19 protein-coding genes, 1 tRNA gene and 1 riboswitch are annotated in these 20,501 nt (G+C 59.6%); of the genes, 11 read left to right on the plus strand and 9 right to left on the minus strand.

Annotation, left to right across the window (positions count from 1 at the left end; all coding sequences use genetic code 11):
- Positions 1-32: 32 nt before the first annotated feature.
- Entirely contained in the window at positions 33-2,378 is a 2,346-nt protein-coding gene (locus D3878_RS13800) for a putative bifunctional diguanylate cyclase/phosphodiesterase (protein WP_119786016.1), read from the minus strand.
- Between the two features lie 272 nt (positions 2,379-2,650).
- Between D3878_RS13800 and D3878_RS13805 the strand changes: the two genes are divergently transcribed.
- On the plus strand, positions 2,651-2,995 hold the full coding sequence (locus tag D3878_RS13805) for a DUF3562 domain-containing protein (protein WP_119786017.1): 345 nt from the start codon (positions 2,651-2,653) through the stop codon (positions 2,993-2,995).
- On the opposite strand, the gene D3878_RS13810 is transcribed toward D3878_RS13805, so the two are convergent.
- Positions 2,968-3,828, minus strand: a complete 861-nt coding sequence (locus tag D3878_RS13810; RefSeq protein WP_119787897.1) for an endonuclease/exonuclease/phosphatase family protein — start codon at positions 3,826-3,828, stop codon at positions 2,968-2,970. The genes D3878_RS13805 and D3878_RS13810 overlap by 28 nt on opposite strands.
- 110 nt (positions 3,829-3,938) lie before the next feature.
- Between D3878_RS13810 and D3878_RS13815 the strand changes: the two genes are divergently transcribed.
- A complete protein-coding gene (locus D3878_RS13815; protein ID WP_119786018.1) occupies positions 3,939-5,489 on the plus strand; it encodes a CYTH and CHAD domain-containing protein in 1,551 nt (516 codons plus the stop codon).
- Between the two features lie 31 nt (positions 5,490-5,520).
- On the opposite strand, the gene pgl is transcribed toward D3878_RS13815, so the two are convergent.
- Positions 5,521-6,276: a 6-phosphogluconolactonase gene (pgl, locus tag D3878_RS13820; protein ID WP_158592262.1), complete on the minus strand. Its 756-nt coding sequence runs from the start codon at positions 6,274-6,276 to the stop codon at positions 5,521-5,523.
- A gap of 64 nt (positions 6,277-6,340) precedes the next feature.
- Positions 6,341-7,357, minus strand: a complete 1,017-nt coding sequence (locus D3878_RS23805) for a hypothetical protein (protein WP_158592263.1) — start codon at positions 7,355-7,357, stop codon at positions 6,341-6,343.
- 187 nt (positions 7,358-7,544) lie between these two features.
- Here D3878_RS23805 and D3878_RS13825 point away from each other — a divergent pair, with 187 nt between their 5' ends.
- The 8 genes from D3878_RS13825 to D3878_RS23810 all read left to right on the plus strand — a co-directional run bounded on the left by D3878_RS13825 (position 7,545) and on the right by D3878_RS23810 (position 11,826).
- Positions 7,545-7,880 carry a hypothetical protein gene (locus D3878_RS13825; RefSeq protein WP_119786020.1) on the plus strand — a complete coding sequence of 112 codons (336 nt, stop codon included), beginning with the start codon at positions 7,545-7,547 and terminating at the stop codon, positions 7,878-7,880.
- Between the two features lie 106 nt (positions 7,881-7,986).
- A tRNA-Ser gene (locus D3878_RS13830) sits at positions 7,987-8,077 on the plus strand.
- 166 nt (positions 8,078-8,243) lie between these two features.
- The gene (locus tag D3878_RS13835) at positions 8,244-9,506 is read left to right on the plus strand and encodes a tyrosine-type recombinase/integrase (protein ID WP_119786021.1); all 1,263 of its coding nucleotides are present in this window, start codon (positions 8,244-8,246) and stop codon (positions 9,504-9,506) included.
- Between the two features lie 225 nt (positions 9,507-9,731).
- Positions 9,732-9,941: a helix-turn-helix transcriptional regulator gene (locus D3878_RS13840; protein ID WP_119786022.1), complete on the plus strand. Its 210-nt coding sequence runs from the start codon at positions 9,732-9,734 to the stop codon at positions 9,939-9,941.
- Positions 9,938-10,216 (plus strand): hypothetical protein, encoded by a 279-nt coding sequence (locus tag D3878_RS13845; RefSeq protein WP_119786023.1) that lies wholly within the window; start codon positions 9,938-9,940, stop codon positions 10,214-10,216. Before D3878_RS13840 ends, D3878_RS13845 begins: the two co-directional genes overlap by 4 nt.
- 11 nt (positions 10,217-10,227) lie before the next feature.
- Complete coding sequence (locus D3878_RS13850; RefSeq protein WP_147383953.1) at positions 10,228-10,563, plus strand: hypothetical protein; 336 nt, start codon at positions 10,228-10,230, stop codon at positions 10,561-10,563.
- Positions 10,563-11,375 (plus strand): hypothetical protein, encoded by an 813-nt coding sequence (locus D3878_RS13855; RefSeq protein WP_119786025.1) that lies wholly within the window; start codon positions 10,563-10,565, stop codon positions 11,373-11,375. Before D3878_RS13850 ends, D3878_RS13855 begins: the two co-directional genes overlap by 1 nt.
- Positions 11,376-11,664: 289 nt before the next feature.
- Positions 11,665-11,826: a hypothetical protein gene (locus tag D3878_RS23810; protein ID WP_158592264.1), complete on the plus strand. Its 162-nt coding sequence runs from the start codon at positions 11,665-11,667 to the stop codon at positions 11,824-11,826.
- A 95-nt stretch (positions 11,827-11,921) separates the two neighbouring features.
- On the opposite strand, the gene D3878_RS13860 is transcribed toward D3878_RS23810, so the two are convergent.
- The 5 genes from D3878_RS13860 to D3878_RS13880 all read right to left on the minus strand — a co-directional run bounded on the left by D3878_RS13860 (position 11,922) and on the right by D3878_RS13880 (position 19,530).
- The gene (locus tag D3878_RS13860) at positions 11,922-12,227 is read right to left on the minus strand and encodes a hypothetical protein (RefSeq protein WP_119786026.1); all 306 of its coding nucleotides are present in this window, start codon (positions 12,225-12,227) and stop codon (positions 11,922-11,924) included.
- A 560-nt stretch (positions 12,228-12,787) separates the two neighbouring features.
- On the minus strand, positions 12,788-14,233 hold the full coding sequence (locus D3878_RS13865; RefSeq protein WP_158592265.1) for a hypothetical protein: 1,446 nt from the start codon (positions 14,231-14,233) through the stop codon (positions 12,788-12,790).
- Between the two features lie 32 nt (positions 14,234-14,265).
- Positions 14,266-16,353 carry a TonB-dependent receptor gene (locus D3878_RS13870; RefSeq protein ID WP_158592266.1) on the minus strand — a complete coding sequence of 696 codons (2,088 nt, stop codon included), beginning with the start codon at positions 16,351-16,353 and terminating at the stop codon, positions 14,266-14,268.
- A gap of 212 nt (positions 16,354-16,565) precedes the next feature.
- A riboswitch (cobalamin riboswitch) is annotated at positions 16,566-16,784 on the minus strand.
- Between the two features lie 315 nt (positions 16,785-17,099).
- Positions 17,100-18,986 (minus strand): putative bifunctional diguanylate cyclase/phosphodiesterase, encoded by a 1,887-nt coding sequence (locus tag D3878_RS13875; RefSeq protein ID WP_119786029.1) that lies wholly within the window; start codon positions 18,984-18,986, stop codon positions 17,100-17,102.
- Positions 18,970-19,530 carry a heme NO-binding domain-containing protein gene (locus D3878_RS13880; RefSeq protein WP_119786030.1) on the minus strand — a complete coding sequence of 187 codons (561 nt, stop codon included), beginning with the start codon at positions 19,528-19,530 and terminating at the stop codon, positions 18,970-18,972. Before D3878_RS13880 ends, D3878_RS13875 begins: the two co-directional genes overlap by 17 nt.
- Before the next feature lie 456 nt (positions 19,531-19,986).
- On the opposite strand from D3878_RS13880, the gene D3878_RS13885 reads away from it, so the two are divergent.
- On the plus strand, positions 19,987-20,460 hold the full coding sequence (locus D3878_RS13885) for a cupin domain-containing protein (RefSeq protein ID WP_119786031.1): 474 nt from the start codon (positions 19,987-19,989) through the stop codon (positions 20,458-20,460).
- The last annotated feature ends 41 nt before the right edge of the window (positions 20,461-20,501 follow it).

Raw genomic sequence — 20,501 nt, forward strand, 5'->3', positions numbered from 1 at the left:
AAACCCGGGAGTACGGCAGGGAAATGGCAGGGCTATCGCACTATGCCGAAAGCCAGGGTGCGGGCCGGGCGCCGCTCGAACAGCTTTTCGCAGTCAGCCGGCGGCACCGGCTTGCTGAAGTAAAAGCCCTGGCCAATACCGCAGCCATGCTGGGCCAGGAAAGCTTGCTGTTCGGCAGTTTCGATGCCTTCTGCGACCACGCCGATCTGCAACTGGCGCGCCATCGCCAGGATGGCGGTCACGATGGCGGCATTGTGCGCATCGACGTTGACATCGCGCACGAAGGAACGGTCGATTTTCAGGATGTCGATCGGAAACTGCCTGAGGTAGGACAGTGAAGAATAGCCCGTGCCAAAATCGTCGATCGAGATCGACACGCCGAGGTCGCGAATCTTCTTCAGGCGCGCGGCGCTGTTTGCCGGGTCTTCCATCACGATGCTCTCGGTCAGCTCCAGCTCCAGCAAATGCGGATCGAGTCCGGTGCTTTCCAGGCATTGGGCAATCTTGGTGATCAGCTCGGGATCCTTGAACTGACGCGCGGAAACATTCACCGCCACGCCGATCGGCTCGGCGCCGCGCATTTGCCAGTCCTGCGCCTGGCGGCAGGCTTCCTGCATTACCCATTCGCCGATCGGCACGATCAGGCCGGACATTTCCGCCACCGGGATGAATTTCAGCGGCGCGATCATGCCCTGGCCGGGCCGGTTCCAGCGGATCAGCGCCTCGACGCCGACGATGGCATTGCTCTGCAAGTCATGCTGGGGCTGGTAGTGCAGATGGAATTCGCGGTTTTCGATGGCTTGCCGCAACTGGTTTTCCAGGGCCAGGTGCTCGCGCGCCAGCGCGCTCATCTCGGCGGCATAGAAGGCGAAGCCGTTGCCGCCGGCCTTCTTGGCCTGATACATCGCGGTTTCGGCGCGCAGGACCAGCTGCTCGGGCGTGTCGCCGTCATCCGGGAAGGTGCCGATGCCGATGCTGGGGGTCAGATACAAGTCCTGGCGTTCGATCACAAACGGCATCTCGAAGCAGCGCTGCAGCTTCAGCGCCGCCCGCGCCAGGTCTTGCGAATCGTTCACATAAGGCAGGACGATCAGGAATTCATCGCTGCCCGGACGGGCGATCAGGTCCTCGGCGCGCAAGTTCTGCTTCAGGCGCTCGGCCACCGCGCAGATCAGGTCGTCGCCGGCGGCGTGCCCCAGGCTGTCGTTAATAGCCTTGAAGCGGTCGAGGTCAAACATCAGCAAGCCCAGCTTGAACTGCTGGCGGCGCGCCAGCGACAGCGACTGGCGCAAGCTTTCCAGCAGATGACTGCGGTTGGGCAAGCCGGTCAGGCCGTCGTGCTGCGCCAGGTAGCGCACCCGCTCCTCGGCGGCGCGCTGGTCGCTGACATCGCGCAGCGCCGCCAGACGCACGCGCCGGCCTTCGTAATCGAAATCGCGCGACTGCACCACCAGCGGCACTTCGCGGCCGGCGGCATCGGCCAGCGTGATTTCATAAGTCTCGTCGCGGTGCGAGCGCAGCTTTTCCTTGAGCCTGGCGCGATGCGCAGGAATCGCAAATTCCAGCGGCGAACGGCCGACCAGGGAATCGGGAGAAGTGCCCAGCATGCGGGCGAACGCCTGGTTGGCGTTGATGATGATGCCGCCCTCGTGGAATACCAGGCCTTCGCTGGCGACCGCGGCCAGCTGTTCGAAACGCGCCTGGCTGGCGCGCGCGGTGGTGGTTGATTGCAGTGCGGCCTGCTCGGCCGCCTGGCGGGTTGCCACCTCGTCCTGCAGCGAAGTCACCAACGCGTCGTTGTTGAACTGCGCGCGCAGCGCCTCCCGCAAGGTATGCGCCAGCCGATTCGAGGTCAGCAGCATCAGCAGCAGGAACACTGCCGCCATCACGGTCAGTTCGCGGCTGGCGGTGGCACCGGCCAGCATGCCCCACACCAGCAGCGGCGCCACCGCAGATAGCGCAAACACACGGTAAACCCGCGGCACCGCCGAAAACATCGGCAAGGCAGCGGCGCTCACACCCAGCACCAGTACCGCCAGCAAAAGTTGATATTCGAAGCCGACATGGGCGGAAAACAGGATGGGGCACAGGCTCCAGCACACCCCGGCCAAGGCCGCGCAGCCGGCGAAACGATTGGCCCACAGGGAGGCATTCTGCTCGGCGTCGCTGGCGCGCCGACGCCTGCCGTGAATGACCACCAGCAGCCCGGCGGCAACGACGACTGCCGCCAGCCAGCCCAACAACAAAACCTCCGGCACCGCTGGCGCCACCGTAGCGGCCACCAGCAGCGCAGTCACCACGGAAGCCAGCGCCGTACCCTTGGCTTGCTGATACAACAAATCCACCTGCCTGGGAAACAGGCGATTTTCGGTCGGCACGGCAGTCTCCTGATACTAATTTTCAAAAAGTATATTTCCTATTGGAAATAACTACGACGGGCCGAACGGCCAGTCGGCTGCCCGCATATTGCGGCGCAACATTTTCATCTATCCCGTCGGCATTGCCCTGATATGTGCACCGGCACGCGTACTGCCGCCGATGGGCAGGCAACTTTGCAACCACCGGGTGGTCTATTGCAGGTCGATTTTCGGCCTGTGCAAGCTTGACGCGCCGCGCATCGAGTCTCCCCTTCCCGGATAAGGTGCCTGCCATGAAATATCATCGGCGCAGCACGGCGGCAACCCTAGGCGTGGCACGGCCGCGCCTGCGGTTCCGGCAATCCACCGTCACCCGCAGGCGACCTGCGCCCGATGTCCTGTATGGCGATGCCGCCGAACGCGGCAAGCACCAGCGTTGCATCCAGGCCCTCGCCGAAAGCACCGCATGGCCGCTGCTGGTAATCGTTCCGGTCTATGAAATGGTGCTGGCCGAAATGCGCCCCCTCGCCCGGATCACGGAATACCTGCCCATCTTCGTCAGCCGCCGCGTGCGGCACCTGCTGCGACCGGACGGGGCAGCGGTCCCGCTTCAGGCAAGTTCCAGCAGCAGCGGCTGATGGTCGGAGGCGTCGCTCGCCGTATCGACTGCAATCGTGCGCAGCCGCGGCAGCAAGTCTTCGCTGACAAAAAAGTAGTCGAAGGTAAAGGGCGTGCCCGGCCATTGCTGCTTGTCGTACAGGCCGACGGTGGGGGCGTGGAGAGTGCCGGGATGCAGCAGAGTCCAGGCATCCAGATAAGGCGGCGTGACAGCATCGATCGGTTGCAGGAGCTGGATGCGGCTGGCCGAATCCGGAATGAAGTTGCAATCGCCGCAAAGGATCGCCGGCGCTGCCCGCAGCGCCCCGGAAAACGGTCCGTCGGCCACGCTGCCCGGGCCGGGCTGGCGCGCGTGCGCCACCGCCTCGGCATGCAGCGCGCGCAGGCGCTGGATTTGCGCCGTCCGTTGCAGCATCGAATAGTATTCAAGGTGGGTAGTCGTGACGCGCAACAAGCCCTGCGGCGTCGCGAGGTTGGCTTCCAGCGCCACCCGCTGCATGCTCGGCGCGAGCGGATCGCAGGGCCAGGGCAACAGGTGCCGAAACACTTGCAGCACCGGATGGCGCGACAGGAGCATGTTGCCGAAGCGCTTGCGCCTGCCACCCACGCCATCTCCAGGATCGGCATCCATGGCGAACGCGGCGGTGGCCACATAGTCTGGAAACAATTGTTCGAGAACAGCGAACTGGTCTGCGCCGTCATTGTCTTCCAGCTCGGGATAGGCACACGAGACTTCCTGCAGGCAAATCACATCGCATTCGCCCAAGCGGCGCACATGCGCCGCAATCCGCGCCAAATCGACGCGGCCATCCGCGCCGCGCCCCCATTGTATATTCCACGTCAACAGTTTCATGTTCATGCGTCCAGCTACGGGAAAGCTTCATATAATCTAGACCATTTACGCCGCTTGCGCGACGCTTGCATTAGCTTGCATCAAACGCACATCGCTTCGCGAAACACGCCATGGAAATCGAACTGAAGCTGCTGATTGCGCCGCATGACGTCAAGGCCCTGCGCCAGTCGCCGCTATTGCAGCAATACGCCAGCGCGCCGCCGCGCACGCTGCCGATGCACGACATTTATTTCGACACGCCGGACTTAGCCATCCGCAACAGCCATGCCGGCTTGCGCGTGCGCGAAGCCGACGGCGCCTGGATCCAGACCCTGAAAGGCGGCGGCGGCGTGGCCAGCGGCTTGCACAGCCGCTACGAATGGGAAACCCCGGTGCCGGGTCCGCAACCGGATCTGGCCACCCTGGGCCAGCGCCTGGATGCCCACAGCGGCTGGGCCAAGTTGCTGCGCCAGCCGGAACTGGCCGCCAGCCTGGAGCCGGCTTTCACCACCAGCATCCGCCGCACCCTCTGGGATTTGCGCTTGCCGCAGGGCGATCTGGTCGAATTCGTGCTGGATGAAGGCGACATCGCATGCCGGGGCAAAAAATCGGCCGTCAGTGAAATCGAAATCGAGCTCAAGGCAGGCATCCCCGAACACCTGTTCGATTTTGCGCTGGCACTCATCGACGGCGGTATTCCGCTGCGCCTGTCCAACAGCAGCAAGGCCGAACGCGGCTATGCGCTGTACCAGCCGCAAGCCCCCGCCATTGTCCATGCCAGCGCCGTGCGGCTGGCGCGCGAGCTGACCGTCGAGGAAGGATTCCGGGTCATCATGGCCAATTGCCTGTCGCAAATCCAGGGCAACGAAGCCGCCGTGGTCGAGGGAATCGATCCCGAAGGCATCCACCAGATGCGGGTCGGCTTGCGTCGCCTGCGCTCGGCGCTCAAGCTGTTCAAGGACCTGGCGCCCTGCCCGGCGCAATTGCTGGCCGAACTGGCATGGCTGGGCGAGGCCCTGGGCCAGGCGCGCGACTGGGAGGTATTGCTGGACGCGACCCTGCCGCGCATCGCCGCCGCCGTGCCCGACCAGAGCGGCATGGCGCTGCTGAGAGAGGCGATCGAAAAAAACGTCCAGGAACAACACCGGCAAGCCGCCGCCGCGGTTGCCTCGGCGCGCTTCGCACGGCTGGCGCTCGGTTTCGGCGCCTGGCTGGCCGGTGCCCGCTGGCGCGACGGCCTGCGCGGGCAGCGGCAGAGAAAACTGGCGGCGCCGCTGCCAAAATTTTCCCGTCAAGTGCTGGCGCGCGACCAGGCCGCGCTGCTGCGCCGTGGCCGGCGGCTGGCGCACGCCGACCAGGCAGCGCGGCACCGCCTGCGCATCGCCGCCAAGAAAACCCGCTACGCCACCGAATTCTTCCAGTCACTGCACCCGCCCAAACGCGTCAAAGCTTACGTGGCGGCGCTCGCCGACCTGCAGGATGCACTGGGCTGGCTCAACGATGCGGCGGTGGCCGACGGCTTGCTGGGCAAGCTGCAAGAGCCCGACACCGCCACAGCCACGCTGGCCGGCGCGGCCGGTTACGTGCGCGGCTACCTGAGCGCGGCGGCCGGGCTGGAACAGCCGCAACTGCGCAAACTGTGGAAGCGTTTTGCCAGCACCCGGCCGCCGTGCCGCAAGTGAAACGCAAATGAAAGTGGCATGAGCAACGCGGCTATGCCTGGCTGTGATAAACCTTGAGCGTGATGTGCGGATCTGCCACCAGGCGGGCGAACGGGCCGGCGTCGTCCAGCACGGCGGCATCGATCAGGCCATCGGCCACCGCCGCCGCCAGCGCCTGTGCGCGCATGATCACATCCAGCTTGGCAGCACCACCCGACCAGACATGGCAAACGCGCTGCGCCGCCAGCGCCCGTAGCGACAGCGACACGCGCGCATGCGGCGCCTGCCCCGGCTGCAGTGCCACATAGCGGCGGCTGGTGCTGGCTGCCTCCGGCCATTGCGGCGCGTCAGGAAATAACGAAGCGGTATGGCCGTCGGCGCCAAGACCGAGCACGATGGCCGCCGGCCGCGCCAGCGCCGGATTGGCATTGGCGAGTTGCGCCGAACGCCGCGCCCACAGCCACGGATCGGTCGCCTTGGCCACCACCGCCATTAGCGGCAACAGCCGCGCCGCTGCTGCGGCGCCAGTCAGCAAGTGCTTACCAACCAGAGTGGCATTGGAATCCGGATCGCCGGACGATACGCTGCGCTCGTCCACCAGCGAGACATCGATGTGCTCCCAAGGCAGAGGCTGCTGCGCCAGCGCTGCGAAAAACGGCAAGGGGCTGCGCCCGCCGGACACCAGCAGCAAGGCACGGCCGCCAGCCGGCCCTGATGCCAAGGCCATTCGCAAGTCCTCACTCACTTGCAAGGCCAGTGCCAGCGCCGCCTCCTCGGCGATTTTGAAAGTCGTCAATTGCAAGGCCATAGCCGCTCTCCGGGGCGCGCAAAACGCGCGAACCCGCATCATATACGATGATGCCGGAGTGGCATTAAAACTGCTGCACGTAGCGCAGCGCCAGCAGTTTTTCGGATGGTGCGGCCGCCACATTATCGGGATGGCGCCGCAGCGACACGGCCCAGCCGGCATAGGCGGCCTGCCCCAGCGGGGCGACATAATTCATTTCCGCCAGCAGCTCGCGCCCGTTCGCCACCACCGCAGGCGCGCCCATTGCGACGCCTGTCGCCTCCCGTTCCCGGAGCCCATGGTAGGTGCGGATCGGCTGCGACAGCGTCAGCGAAAAGCGGTCGCCGGTGCGGTAGCGGTCGGAGGCCACCAGCCCGACCGAAAAAGCATTGCTGCGCACGGTGTCGCCAGCCAGGCCGCTGCCGCCCGGGCTGCGACCATAAGATGCCTGCGCCGCCAGGGCGATTTTCGGGGCCAGCAGCCAGACCCCGGTCAACTGCGCCGAGCTGGTCGGCGCCCCCAGGCTAAAGGCCGACACGGTGCGCCGGCTGCCGGGCCAGGGATTGCGCTCCTTGCTGCGCATGAGGGAAAACGACAGCGCCGCACGATCAAAGGCATAGGAAAATTCCAGCACGCGCGCATTGATGCGTGGCTGTACCGTCATCAGTGCCGGCGACAGCGCATCCGGGTCGAAGGCGCGAAGTGCCATGCTGTGGGCAAGGCCGCTGCCCAGGATGCCGAACTTGATGCGGACGCCGCCCAGTTCGCGCGAGATACCGACATGCGCGGAATTCGGCGCCAGGACGAAATACGGATTGACCAGGGCCGGCGGGGCAGCAATATCGGCGGCGACTGCGGCCCTGTCAAGCCTGACCCCGAGGCCGCCAACGCCAAAGTAATCAGCCGCCAGCCCGGACCCGCCGCGGTCGATCTGGCCGAACACCTGCTCGAACGACATCGATGCCGGCCGGATGAAACCGCGTCCCAGGTCGGCTGCCACCGCGATCCGTGCCGGCGCGGCCAGCACCGCCGCCAGTCCGGCTAGTCCGAACAGTCCGAACAGTCCGATTACGCAGGACTTGAGGTGAATGTACGTTGCCATACGCCCTCCCTTTCCCGCTCTGCCGCCACGGCACAAGGGCTGCGGGTTGGCCCCTGGTTTCATTTTGTACCAGAATTTCCAATTTGCAAGAAATTCCCAAGAAATCCCATATTTATGGGATACCCATGCGGAACCTTTTAGCGTGTAATTGCTCCATTACAACAATACAGCCATCCGGAGCATAAATATGCAAGCGCTCGACGACTTTACTGAACATTGGCGCGACCAGCCCAGTTTCCTGGTCGATTATTCTGGCAATTCCACGTTCCTGGCCAAGGTGGAATACCATTCCGAGCAAATTCACCACCGCCATTCGACGGTGGTGCGCATCCGCAAGCAGGGCAAAGACCTGGGCCAGATATCGCTGCAAAAGGCCCCGGCACTCTTGCCGGGCTTTCCGCAATTGCTGTTCTCGCCGCCGCTGCATGCCTACGATTACGACCGCGCCAACCATGCGCTGCTGGTGCAGGGCCACTCCAACCTGCTCGGCGGCGACTATCAGGTGGTGATCACACCGGCCTAAGGCAGGACAGATTCGCGCTGTTTCGGTGTCAGGACTGCAATATCCCGATTAGTGGCGGAATTATTTGCTATAATCTGCGGCTTCGCGCATTGCGAACCTGAATCCAGGAGAGATGGATGAGTGGTTTAAGTCGCACGCCTGGAAAGCGTGTGTAGGTTCATAGCCTACCGGGGGTTCGAATCCCCCTCTCTCCGCCAGTATGTTGTTTTAAGAAGTCCAAAGAAGTCCAGAAACCCGCGTCAAGCCCAGTGCTGATGCGGGTTTTTTTGTTTGTAGAGTGTTTTTACCGTCCATTGCAATCCAGAATCTTTGACGGTATGTTTAACGGTATTAACTGATACCGCCAAAACGGATACCGTCAAAATGCCAAAACTAGCCCACCCACTGACTGACGTGCAGCCACGCACGGCCAAACCCAAAGACAAGCCCTACAAATTAACGGACGGCGGGGGTTTATATTTGCTTATCAACGCTGACGGCGCGAAATATTGGCGCATGGACTACCGGCACGGCAGCGCACGCCGGACACTAGCATTCGGCAAATATCCCGAAGTATCGCTTGCGGACGCCCGAGCGAAGCGCATGGCGGCGCGCAAGCTACTAGATCAAGGTATCGATCCCGGCCAAGATAAAAAGGATCGAGAGCGCCTCAAAAGCGAGGCAGCGGCCAATACCTTTGAAAAGCTCGCCCGTGAATGGCACACAAACAAGTTGGCCTCATGGCGGGAATCCACTGCTAAAGACACAATGCGGCGCTTGGAAATCGATATATTTCCTGAAATTGGATCAATGCCGATTGCTACCATTACGCCCCAACAGATGATTGCAGCATTGCGTAAGATCGAAAGTCGGGGCGCGCAAGAGGTTGCGCACCGCATCAAAGCGACCTGTGCGCGTGTTTTTAGCTATGCGATACAGTCCGGTATCGCCGACCGCAACCCGGCTGCGGATCTGAAGGATGTATTGAAGCCGGCCAAAGCCGGACACTTTGCCGCGATCACGGCCGATGAATTGCCGGCCTTTCTGGCGGCAATGGACAAGAACGATGCACGCCTGTTCAAGCCCACGCGGATTGCTCTGCGCTTGATGATGCTGCTCTTCGTCCGCACCAGTGAATTGATCGAAACCCCATGGGCCGAAATCGACCTTGCAAATGGCGAATGGATCATTCCTTGGCAGCGAATGAAGCGCGGCAAGCTGACCGTAAACCCAGATGAGACTAATCATCATGTTTGCCTATCAAAACAAGCGCTAGCGCTGCTAAACGAGTTGCACACACTGACCGGCGGTGGAAAATATCTCTTCCCCAATCAGCGCGATCACAAAAAGCCAATGAGCAACGGCGCGATCCTGATGGCATTGAAACGTATGGGCTACCAGAACAGAATGACTGGCCACGGCTTCCGAGCACTGGCAATGAGCACGATTAAAGAGCGTTTAGGGTATCGGCATGAGGTCGTAGATCGTCAGTTAGCGCACGCCCACAAAGACAAAGTGGAAAGCGCCTATGACCGGGCGAAATTCCTAGCAGAACGCAAAGTAATGATGCAGGATTGGGCAAATTTCATTGACGGCATAGCGAGCGGTAACGTGGTGGCGGGTAACTTCGGGCGGAAGGCAGCATGAACGAAAAGGAATCAAAGATCAATTTTAAGGCGTTGGCTCATTGCTAGCGCAAACAAAGCGGCGGCTCCGAGCCGATGGCTTAGCTCCACATTTGCAACTATTTGTCACTTCATCGTTACTTATGGTGCTTGGGTGTTGCATGCAAATGAAGTAACTTTGGTCTTAACTATAATCAGTCTGGATAGCATCCCGCTGAATCCATTAGACCTCTAGGAGCTTTACCGCATGAACCAATTTGCACCCGCGCCAAAATTTCCCGAAACGGGCTATTTGCGCCTGCCGGACGTTCTCTACTTCTTTCCTATCTCGAAATCGGCATGGTGGGCCGGTATCAAAGCCGGCATCTATCCTGCTGGTTATAAGCTGTCGGCCAGGGTAACGGCATGGCGAGCGGAAGACATCCGCAGCCTCCTTCAACGTGGGGTGCCAGTATGAGCGCCCCTTTCGACCCCACCCCTGAAGAAATGCAAGAGCGCGGCGACCACCTTGCCGCAATGGAGCGCAATCACTTCATGCGCAATTCCGGCATGCTGGATGATGCACAGCTTGATGAATTTCTTGCCTCGTCCTGCATCACTGGCGCGTCACACGAAAGCAAATTTATCGGTTTTCAGGTTGTTTTCGGATTCGACACTACCGGGCGCGACTTCGTTGCAATCAAAGACCTTGCAGGGCAAGGCGCGCACATTGTTTTCGTGGCCGATCAATGAAAGGAACCGACATGAAAAAGCTGAAATTCTCTGAACTTGATCCAAACCAAAAGCGAGCGGTTTCTTGGCTTGCCGACGAAGCCGGCACCCTTACGCCGACAATCCTGGCAGCGACGGCACACGTTGGCGAACTTTGGGAAGCGAAAGCATTCCTGAAGCACTTCCAGCGTGGCAGCACACAGCATGAGCAACTTGCAGACCGGCTCCGAATGGGGGGCGCTGGCGCTGAAAGCATCCTGGATTGCATCCATCATGCAGCGCCAGCATACGAGACGCTAGGGGATCGTTTCGCGCTGGAGCTTACCGACCTATTGCCGGAACTGGAAAACGGCATAGCGGGTCTGTAATGCGGCCAAATGTTCAAGCTACGGATGCAGCATCCGGCGCGGCATTCCAACCGCTTGCACCGTTGCTGCAATCCACTCCAACTGACAAGGTTGACGCTTTCCGGCAAAGGCTTGTCAACCTTGACAGGGATAAACTGATTGATCTGTTCGGGCGAGCCATTGCAAGCGGAAAGCGGGTTGCTGCATTCTTGATCGCCGACGAACTGACCGCACGAGGCATCCCGCCAGCCTTCCGGCATTTGCACGCGGCAGAAACAAGTTACAGCCTGGATCAGCGGTTTGATCTGTTACTGGCCGATTTGCGCTGGCTGCGACGATGGTATCCAGAACACGTTAAAAGCATCCGATACATGCGCTACCGTGAATTGTTTGCGTTTTCCGAATCCGCCTTTCATCGGGCGGCGGAATATGTGTTCTATGAAGGCCGCCGGCCGGCATGGAAGATTGTCGCGTCAATGAGTTTGACCGAGCGCCAGCAATGGGATTGCGCCTGGCTTCGTTCCGCGCCGATCAAGAAGCACGACGCGACAACGCAAGCGGCGCATGAGCAAGTATTTTCTGCTTTGCGGGATGATCTGCACTCCGTCCGGCGCACCAAGAAATTTACAGAAGAGGCCGCCCACACGACCCTAGTGCGCCGCCATGCTCTATGGCTCTGCTCGCGGATGGCGGGTGGCAGTCCGGCTGAAACGGCGATCCGTTACACGCAATTGACAGGTATCGAAATCACGCGGGACATAGCCGCAAGGCAGCTTCAAAAAGTGAATGAGACCCTGATCGAAAAACGACTCACAATGAGCAAGAAAAAGTGAGCAAGAACATATGATGTATCCCCCTTTTCGGAGCAAAGCTCCGATTGGTTCTCAGACATGCCGCCAGCCTTACGCAGCAACGTTCTTGACGTGTCTGAAAGAGAGCAACAAACACGTTCAATTTTCCGAAACTGACCAGACACGTCAACCTTATACACCATCAGACACGTCAACTGCCTATTATTTAAGCAAAATAACGCGTAAGCAACGCTTAACGATTTCATGCAAATTAACACAAAACCCGTCACGGCCCCGGTATTAAAAGGGCCGAACTTTGAAAGGAAATACAATGCAACACGTCACACTTGAAACTCTATGCGATCACCTGGAAGTCATGACCATTGAGCGCTCCGAGGATCGCGGCTTCGCAATTGCCCACTTCGGGCACATCGAAGGACACCCGACTATCGCCATTTCACACATTAACGGAACCGGCGTAATCATCCAGTAATCAGGACGGCAAGGAAAGGCATTCACTTTTCCTTGCCGCCTTGATAGGTAAGTCACCACTGACTGACTCCAGTAATCGAGCGCGGAATCTTTTGATTATCGCTTTGCGGCCTGTTCATCAATATAGTCGAAGCAATAAGCCATCCCCAATTGGAACGCGCCCTGCTTGTCGGACACAATCCCTTTTTGCATGGCATCAATTGCCCTATCGTTGACGGGATGCAGACCACGCGCACGTCCGACTGCACCCGGTGACTCTTTATACAGTTCATAGGTTGCAGCCGCCATCTCGCCGGACTTGCGGCAGGCATTAATTTTTTCCGCAACGAATCCGTTGTTTCCCTGCGCATTGGCATCAAATGCAAGCAGCATCGCTACGGCGGCAAAAATAGTATTCTTCATGGACTTGCTTAATCGACAAAATACTGATCATAACTCTTAAGTTGTCAATGGGCAACTATCTGGAGCGACACTGCTTTTCTCACAGACAAATGGCAGCATATGCGCAACCTGAAGTCCTAGAAACATCGCATTATGCTGTAGGTGCACCCTTCATCAACTTTGCCTATTTTTAAAAAAAACCTTATAGATTGTTGCAATCACCCCACAGACAGAAAAAACATCGCATCTTGAACTAGCGGCTTGATCATGAAAACCTGCGAAGGCTAGATGAAAAATATTTTGACAGTATCAGTGACGGTATATCGCAACTGAAAAAACCGAAAACCCTTTATTCATGCGGCTTTCAAGGCATGATTAGGCTTCCCCTCTCCAAAACACAAAAGCCCCGCACTCGCGGGGCTTTTCGTTTTGGCGGAGAGAAGCGCGCATGTGCGCGTGGGGGATTCGAAGCTTTGCGCCTGCAGGCGCAAAGCCGGGAGAATCTGCGGGGCGGTGTGGCGCGCAGCGACGCGCCGGGCCGCAGGGCGCCTTATGTCGCCAGCCACTTTATTCATGGTGACTCATACCTCCAACTTCGACCGAATTCGCGAGAACCGCCGCCATCCGAGTATGACGCCGGTCGCGCTGATGCCGATCCCGAAGAAAAGGAACACGGTGATGAGAATTTTGCGCAGTCCGGGACGATCGCGCAAAACTGGAAAATCCATGCTGTGCAAACCCTGATACAGCCAGCGCTGAGAGCGATTGGCTGCAGCAAGGCGCTTGACGATGCGTCCATTCGCCGGGTCGATGTAATACCATTCGCCGTCCGCAAACGTCGCACGCGCCACCGGCAGCGGCCGCTCGCCGGTCTCCGGCGCGGTGCTGTAATAGTAGTCGTCGTATTCTGTCAGTAGCGCAAAAGACTCCAGCGCCACGTCCGGTCTAGCGTGGCGCAACGCCGTCTCCAGCGCCATCGCATCCCATCCGCTGCTGACTGTTCCTTGCCGGGGCAGCAGCAGGTCCGCGGGCAGCAGCGACTTACGCAGCTGCAAAGCCGTCACGCCGCGCAGCCGATGCCATTCGACTTCCCTGATACCCTGCCCTGCCAGCCCGCGCAGCAGGCCTGCCTCGACGCTGTCGCGGCGGCTCAACGGGCCGCCGTGCCAGGCGGCCAATAGTTGCGGGTCGGGCTTTGACGATGGAAAAAGGCTGAAAGGGTTCATCGACATCAGGCCGCTGAAGATCCAGCCCAGCGCCAGCAGCGCGCCGGACAGGCCGAGCACATGGTGCCAGCGAAACACCGGCTCGCGGAAAGGAATGCGGCGGCCCGCGTCGCCCTTGCCGAAGCGCACTCGCACGAGTCCCACAAACAGTCCCGTCATCGTCACCAGTACGCCCGGCAGCGCCAGCCAGACGACGACATGATGCCAAATGTCGCCATGACGGCGCAACTGCACCGGGTAAATCCAGTGCGGAATGGCGCCGATCCAGTTCCAGAAACGTTCCATCCTGCGCGTGTCGCGCACCACTTCCGCGCTGGCCAGCGACACGTAAAGATGCGTCCCATCCGCGTCCTGCATGTCGACTTCAGCCAAGGGGCGGTAAGGATGCAGGTTTGCCGACACCGTCCATTGGTCGAGTTCGAAACTGTCCACCTGGCGTGCCGTGCCGCCGCCCTGGAAGCCTGCCGCGACCGCTTGCGCATCCACCGTCGTCACGCGTTCGCCGGTGTCGGCAAACACGGCCTGCCAGCGCGCCGATTTCCCCGTTGCCAGGATGCGATAAACCGGCCGGCCGTCCAGCATGCCCAAGCGCACTGCTTCGGCCTGATCCAGCGCCAAGGCATCCAGCGCTTGCGACAGCGTCACCGCGCAGCGTTCCAGCGCAAGCGGCGGCAAAGCCGCAATGCGTTCGGCCGGCGTCAGGCGCGGAAACGGTACATACAGCAGCACCAGGCCGCTGGCGAACCACATCAGGAAAAACAGGGCCAGCGACATGCCGAAATAGCGGTGCAGGAAGACCACGGCTCTTTTAATTGCGCTCCCCATCGCGCCGGTCAAAAGCTTGCGCGCACCGAAGCCTCGTAAGTGCGTGGCTCGGCGATCATGACCTGCTGCGGACGGTAGGCCCAATGCGCATACAGCGCATCGGTGGCGTTGCGCACGCGCATGCCGATTTCCAGCCGCTTGCTGACTTTATAGGTCGCGCCGAGATCAAGGGTCGTATAAGCGGGCAACCTGACGGTGTTGGCGTTGTCGGTATGCACTGTCGACACGCGCCGAACCCAGGTACCGAATTCCCATTGGGCATCCGGCGCATAGCGCACGCCCAGGTTGGCGACAGCTTCGGGTACGAACGTCGGCGTGTTGCCATTGCGCGATACGGGCGGCGAGCCTTCGCTGAAATCGTCAAAGCGCGCATTCACCAGCGCCAGGTTGGCGTCCAGCGTCCACTGCCGGGTAGGGCGCAGGCTGACGCTGACTTCCGCGCCGGTCGACGACTGTCGGCCAACAGGCAGACGGTTGGCTGGATTGACGGGGTCGGGCACGAAAACATTGGTTTTGACGATATCGTAGATGGCCAGCGTCCATTCGCCCTTGCCGGCCCAGAAGCCTTGCTTTAAGCCCGCTTCCCACTGCTTGGCTCGCGACAGGGCGAGCTGGCTCTGGTTGCGGTTAAGCAGCAGCAGCGTGCCGCCTGGTTCGACCGCCGTGGCGTAGGATGCATACAGCGTCAGGTTCGGCAGCACATCGTAGACGAGGCCAGCGCGGTAGGAATTGGCCGAGTACGTTTTCGATTCGCTTGGCGCGCCGGCGAGATCGAAATAAGTCCAGTTCACGTCGAAGCGGTCATGGCGCAGGCCGCCGACCAGTTTCAGCGCCGACGTCAGGGACAGTTGATCTTCGGCGAAGATCGACCACTGGTCGATGCCGACCCTGCGCGCGGGCGAGCGGTTGATCGGCGTGGCTGCGGCGAAAGAGCCCGGTGCCGGATTGAAGGCGTCGACAGTCTGCGGCGCGGCGGGAAAACCGTTGCGGGCCGTGGCAAAGCGCGTGGCGTTCACATCCATGCCGATCGCCAGCCGGTTTTCCAGCGCCCCAAGGGATCCCTTGTGCAGGGCTTCGGTCCGGTTGCCGGTCACCTGGTGATCATGATCGAGATCACCCCAGGAAAAGCGTGTGACCGTTGGCGCCGCGCCGGCATTATAGGTGAGGTTTTCGACGTTGCGCCAATCGCGGTAAGAGTCGTAGTGATACAACTGATTGCGCACTTCCCACTGGGCGTTCGGGGTCCAGGATAGATTGGCGCGCAGCCAGGTGGTATCGGCGGCGAAGCGGTCATCGTTCAGATTGTTGTAATTAACGCGGCGCAATGCCGGATCGATGCGGCCATTGACCAGCGGCGTGCCCCAATAGGCGTTCTTTTGGCGATCGCGCATCTTGTCGAATTCCAGCGTCAAGTCGAGTGAGGGCGCGAGGGTGAACAGCAGCGAACCGGTCAGTCGCTCCAAACGGCTGCGGTTGTCTTCGACATGGCTGCCGTAGTCGTTGAGGCTGGCATCGATCCGGTAATACGCCGCGCCTTCCTTGACCGGCCCGCCGGTGCCGGCATGCAAGCGATGGGAGTTAAAGCTGCTAAATGCGTAGCTTGCCTCGAACGGCGCCTGTTTTCGGCTGGGCGTCCTGGAAATGAAGTTGACCGCCGCGCCGATCGCGCCTTCGCCGTACAGCACCGAGGCCGGCCCCCGCAGTACTTCGATGCGGTCGAAGTTGGCAACATCCATGTTGCGGCTCGACATGCCCGTTCCTCCCGGGATGCGCACGCCGTTATGGAGGAAAGCCACGCCATTATTAGTGAAACCGCGCACCGAAAACGTGCCGGGCGTACCGCCTGTAAAACCGCCGCTGAAACCGGCGGCTTTCTCGACCGCCTCCACCATGGTGCGGCTGCCTTGCGCACGCATGGCTTCCTGCGTCAGAATCTCCACGCTGGCTGGCACATCCTTGACTGAGACGCCGAGCCGCGTGGCGGTGCCTGCTTCGGCGTCCAGCGCCACCCCGCTGGTTACGCGGCTCCCCTGCACGGTAACGGTCGGCAATTCTTGTTGCTCGGCATACGCCGACGGTGCCCAAATGCCCAGCACGACGGCCGCCATTGCCAATGCGAATGGTTTTACAGCCAGGCTGGTAGGGCCCGCAAAAACAGAAGATTTCATTGTTGAGTTTTGTGCGATAAGCAACCGGCCCGCTTCCCCGCAGGTCGAATTGAACAGAAGCGCACAAACTGAATAAGCGAGCGAAATAGCGTGCGGCATGCCGAAACATGCGCTGCCAGTATCGCGAACATCCCCGTTCGCACACTTCCACTTGTTTGGCCGGTATCCGGGCTAGCAAGTCAACCGTCTTGCCTTCCCATGCAAATGCACAGTGGCGTTGAGAGACGACTTGTCACGACAGGAATCGTGACGCTTGCTTTCCGTTGCGGGGGCAGCACACCTTAGTGCAGAGCACTGGTGTTTCCCGTTTAACTGCGGACAGAGACGTGTCCGCGGGCACCAAAAACAGCATTGTACGGCTCGCACCATTTCATGACAACTGAAACACGCTGTTTCAGCTGAAGCGGATCATATCGGAGCGTGTGCCAGCGGTTTCCAGTTGTGGGGTGGTGAGCATTTTGACACCGGGCCAGCGCCCGCACCGGAGGTTTTTACACAAGCATCCGGTGCGCGAGGCACTGCCCCGCGCCTGCGGAACGTCGTCGGCTTGCAAGACGACGCTCCGTTTCTTAGGGTGGGGATGGGTTTAAAACTGCACTGTGTCGGCCACTGACACCCATCCCTGCCTTCTCCTTCTCCTTGAAGAGGAAGGAGTGCGATGTGCGACCGTCGTCTTAATTCCCGACTGCTGCGTAAGTGAACGGCATTAGGGTTCGAAGGACAGGCTTCCCGCTGGTCGGAAGCGGCAGGCAGCCCATCTGCAACAATCTTGCGCACTGCTCGGCGGGCACCGGCTTGCTGAAATAATAGCCTTGCGCCTGATCGCAGGCTCGGGCGATAAGCAGCATGATCTGCGCATCGGTTTCGGTCATCTCCGCAACGACTTTCAGGCCCAAGTGGTGCGACATGGCGATAATGGCGTCGGCGATCGCCAGGCTGCGCGGATCGGTCGTGATCTCCCGGACAAAAGAACCGTCCAATTTCAGCTTGTCGATGGGGAAGTTTTTTAGATACTTCATATTCGAATATCCGGTACCAAAATCGTCGATCGACAGGCTCACCCCCAGTTTTTTCAGCTGGTGCATCAGGGGGATGATCGTATTGGGGTCGTCCATGGATGCGCTCTCGGTAAATTCCAGTTCGAGGCAAGCTGGATCGAGCGCGGTGGCGGACAGGCAGCCAGCGACAAAGTCGACCAGTCCAGGATGGTTCAATTGCTTCGGCGACAGGTTCACGGCCACCCGTATCAGCGGGAAGCCCGCTTGTTGCCACGCCTTGTTTTGTTTGCAGGCTTCCTGGATCACCCATGCGCCGATGGGCATGATGAGTCCCATTTCTTCCGCCAGCGGAATGAACTCGGCCGGCGCGATTTCGCCAAGCTCGGGATGCCGCCAGCGCAACAACGCTTCCAGCCCCACGATGCGGCCGCTCTGGAGATCGACCTGTGGCTGATAATGCAGCATGAGTTCATCCCGTTCGATTGCTTGCTGCAGATCGGTTTCCAGTCGGACTTTCCTGTCGATTTGCGCCCGCAAATCCGGGTCGAAAAGCCTTATCTTGTTGCGCCCCATCTCCTTTGCCTTGTACATCGCGGCATCGGCGCACTGGAGCAGCGCCTCAGCGCTTTGTCCGTCATCCGGGTAGCTGCTGCAGCCCAGACTGCAGGTGATCGTTACTTCATGACCGTTCAGCGTCATGGGGGTGGAAACGGCCTCCACGACGCGATCGACGACATGCATGTGTTCGTACGGATTATCCTTATCCGCATGCCGCAGGAAGAGCACGAACTCGTCCCCGCCGATGCGCGCCACCGCATCCTCTTTGCGGAGACAGCCAGACATTCTGCGGGACACGGTTTTGAGTAAGGTGTCCCCTGCTTCATGACCCAGACTGTCGTTGATCCATTTGAAGCGATCCAGGTCGATGAAAGACACCATGAATTGCCTGTTGTGATGCCTGGCATACGCAATTTCCTGTTGCAGACGGTCGGTCAGGAGGTTGCGATTGGGCAGTCCGGTCAGCGCATCATGCGTCGCCAGATGGTTAAGCTGCTTTTCGAGACGCTTGCGCTCGGAAATATCGCGCGCCACGATCTGAACCGCCGTCTTGTTGCGATAGATAAACGCGATGCGGGTCATGGCGATATCCATGATCGTGCCGTCGAGTCGAAACGCCTGTTCTTCGACGGTGGGACAAACCTTATTCTGTTCCAGATCGAGCATCGCCGCCGCCACATTCGCCCGGCAAGCCGGGGCGGCAAGGTTCAGCATCGTGTAGCCAAGCAGATCGGCCGGCTCCTGAGCGCCGAACAGACGCGCGGCGGCGGCATTGGCATAGGTAATCCGCCCTTCTGCCGCAATCAGAATCGCATCGGGTGACAATTCCACAAGCAGTTGATAACGCTGCTCGCTTTCCCGCAGGGCGGTCTCCGCCAGTTTCTGCTCCTGCAGCTTTCTTTCAAAGAGTTCCTGGCTCTTCTGTTCGAGCAGCGCCTCGGCCTGCTTGCGGGCGGCGGCCTCCCGATTCAGACGGCGTTCGTACAATTCAATGCGGCTGTCCATGGAACTGCCTCGTCAGCGTGAACCGGACACGTGTGCCGTCCGCGCATAACAAATCCTCGCGCGCCAGCGCGATGGTTTCGCGGAAGTGGTCGATGCAGCCGCCGATCAGCCCTTCAGCCAGATCGGCGAAAGGGCGTCTTGAATTGTAGACGAGGATCATGCGATCCGGCTCCGGGAAATCGTGCTGAAATGAAGGCAGTTCGGCATCGGGGTAAAGCTTCTTCACTTCTATATGAATCTTGCTGTCAAGAATGCGAAGAAAATCGAAGGTGGAATGCAGTGCCGCGAAGTGCGAAGGATAGAGTTCGGAAAAGCGTTTGAACAGGCGTGCGCCAAATGCGCGCAGCAGCTCGGGTGGTTGGAGGCCGGTCGTTTTGCTCAAGTGGCCGACGAGTTCAATGATTTCCCGATGATCGTAGGTGCCTACCGTGGTGTACGCGCCCGCCGTCGACAGATTGGACGAAGAAATGATCTTGTCAGCGGTTTCCGGAGAAAAATGCTCTTCGACCATTTCGATGAATTCGCGAAACACAATTCCCTTCATAAATTCTCCTTATCCTTACATAGAGCGGATGGTGTGCCGGTGTGTGGGGGGCACGCAATCTGCTTCAGATTTTCTGGTAAGCAGAAGGGAAAGGAAATCGCCCCAGCTGCCTTAATTTTTCCACGTGGAAATTCTTATTCTGTAGGAAAGTTTTCAGCGTTATATTGATTTTCGACAACAATCTTGAATAGATCGCTGTTTTTATAAGACGCAATGCGGCGACATAGCAATTCGTTTCTTATAGTTAAGACGGCGTCGGGCCATATCCGGAAAGCACATTCAAGCTCTTACGCCTCAATACGGATGATCGTTTGATCTCGCTCAAAATTCGCCTGAAGGCTCTGACGAATATTCTGTAAGGGAGCGAGTTAAGCCACTAGCAAGTGAAAACAATACGTCCCTAGCTGCTTCTCTCAGGCGACAGGGCCCGTGGCATTTTGCAAATGGAGCTTTATTATGCGAAAGAATCTGGCTGTTCTCTTCGTCGCGGCATCCTGCGCAGGAGCGTTCAGCATTTCGGCAAGCGCGGCTGAATCGGGAGAACACATTATGGTGACTCCTGAGCAGATGAAGTGGAGCGACATTCCATCCCTGCCGCCAGGAGCAAAGATGGCCCTCATTCAAGGACCACTCGATCAAGCAAATCCCTTCACGTTCCGCTTGAAATTCCCTGCGAACTATAAAATCCCGCCCCACTGGCATCCGGCTATTGAGCATGTCACCGTCATCTCGGGGACATTTCATCTCGGCATGGGAGACAAGTTCGACGAGTCGAAGATGAAAGCCCTGTCTCGTGGAAGTGTCGCGATCATGCAGCCAAAAACGACCCACTTTGCCATGACAAAAGAGGCGACCGAAGTTCAGCTTCACGGTGTCGGCCCTTGGGCAATCACTTATGTAAATCCAGGCGATGACCCTCGCAAGAAATAGGCTGAGTGCGAAGTAGGCTGAGTGAGGAATAGGCTTGCGGG

It is taken from the genome of Noviherbaspirillum sedimenti, assembly GCF_003590835.1.
Taxonomy (GTDB): Bacteria; Pseudomonadota; Gammaproteobacteria; order Burkholderiales; family Burkholderiaceae_D; genus Paucimonas; species Paucimonas sedimenti.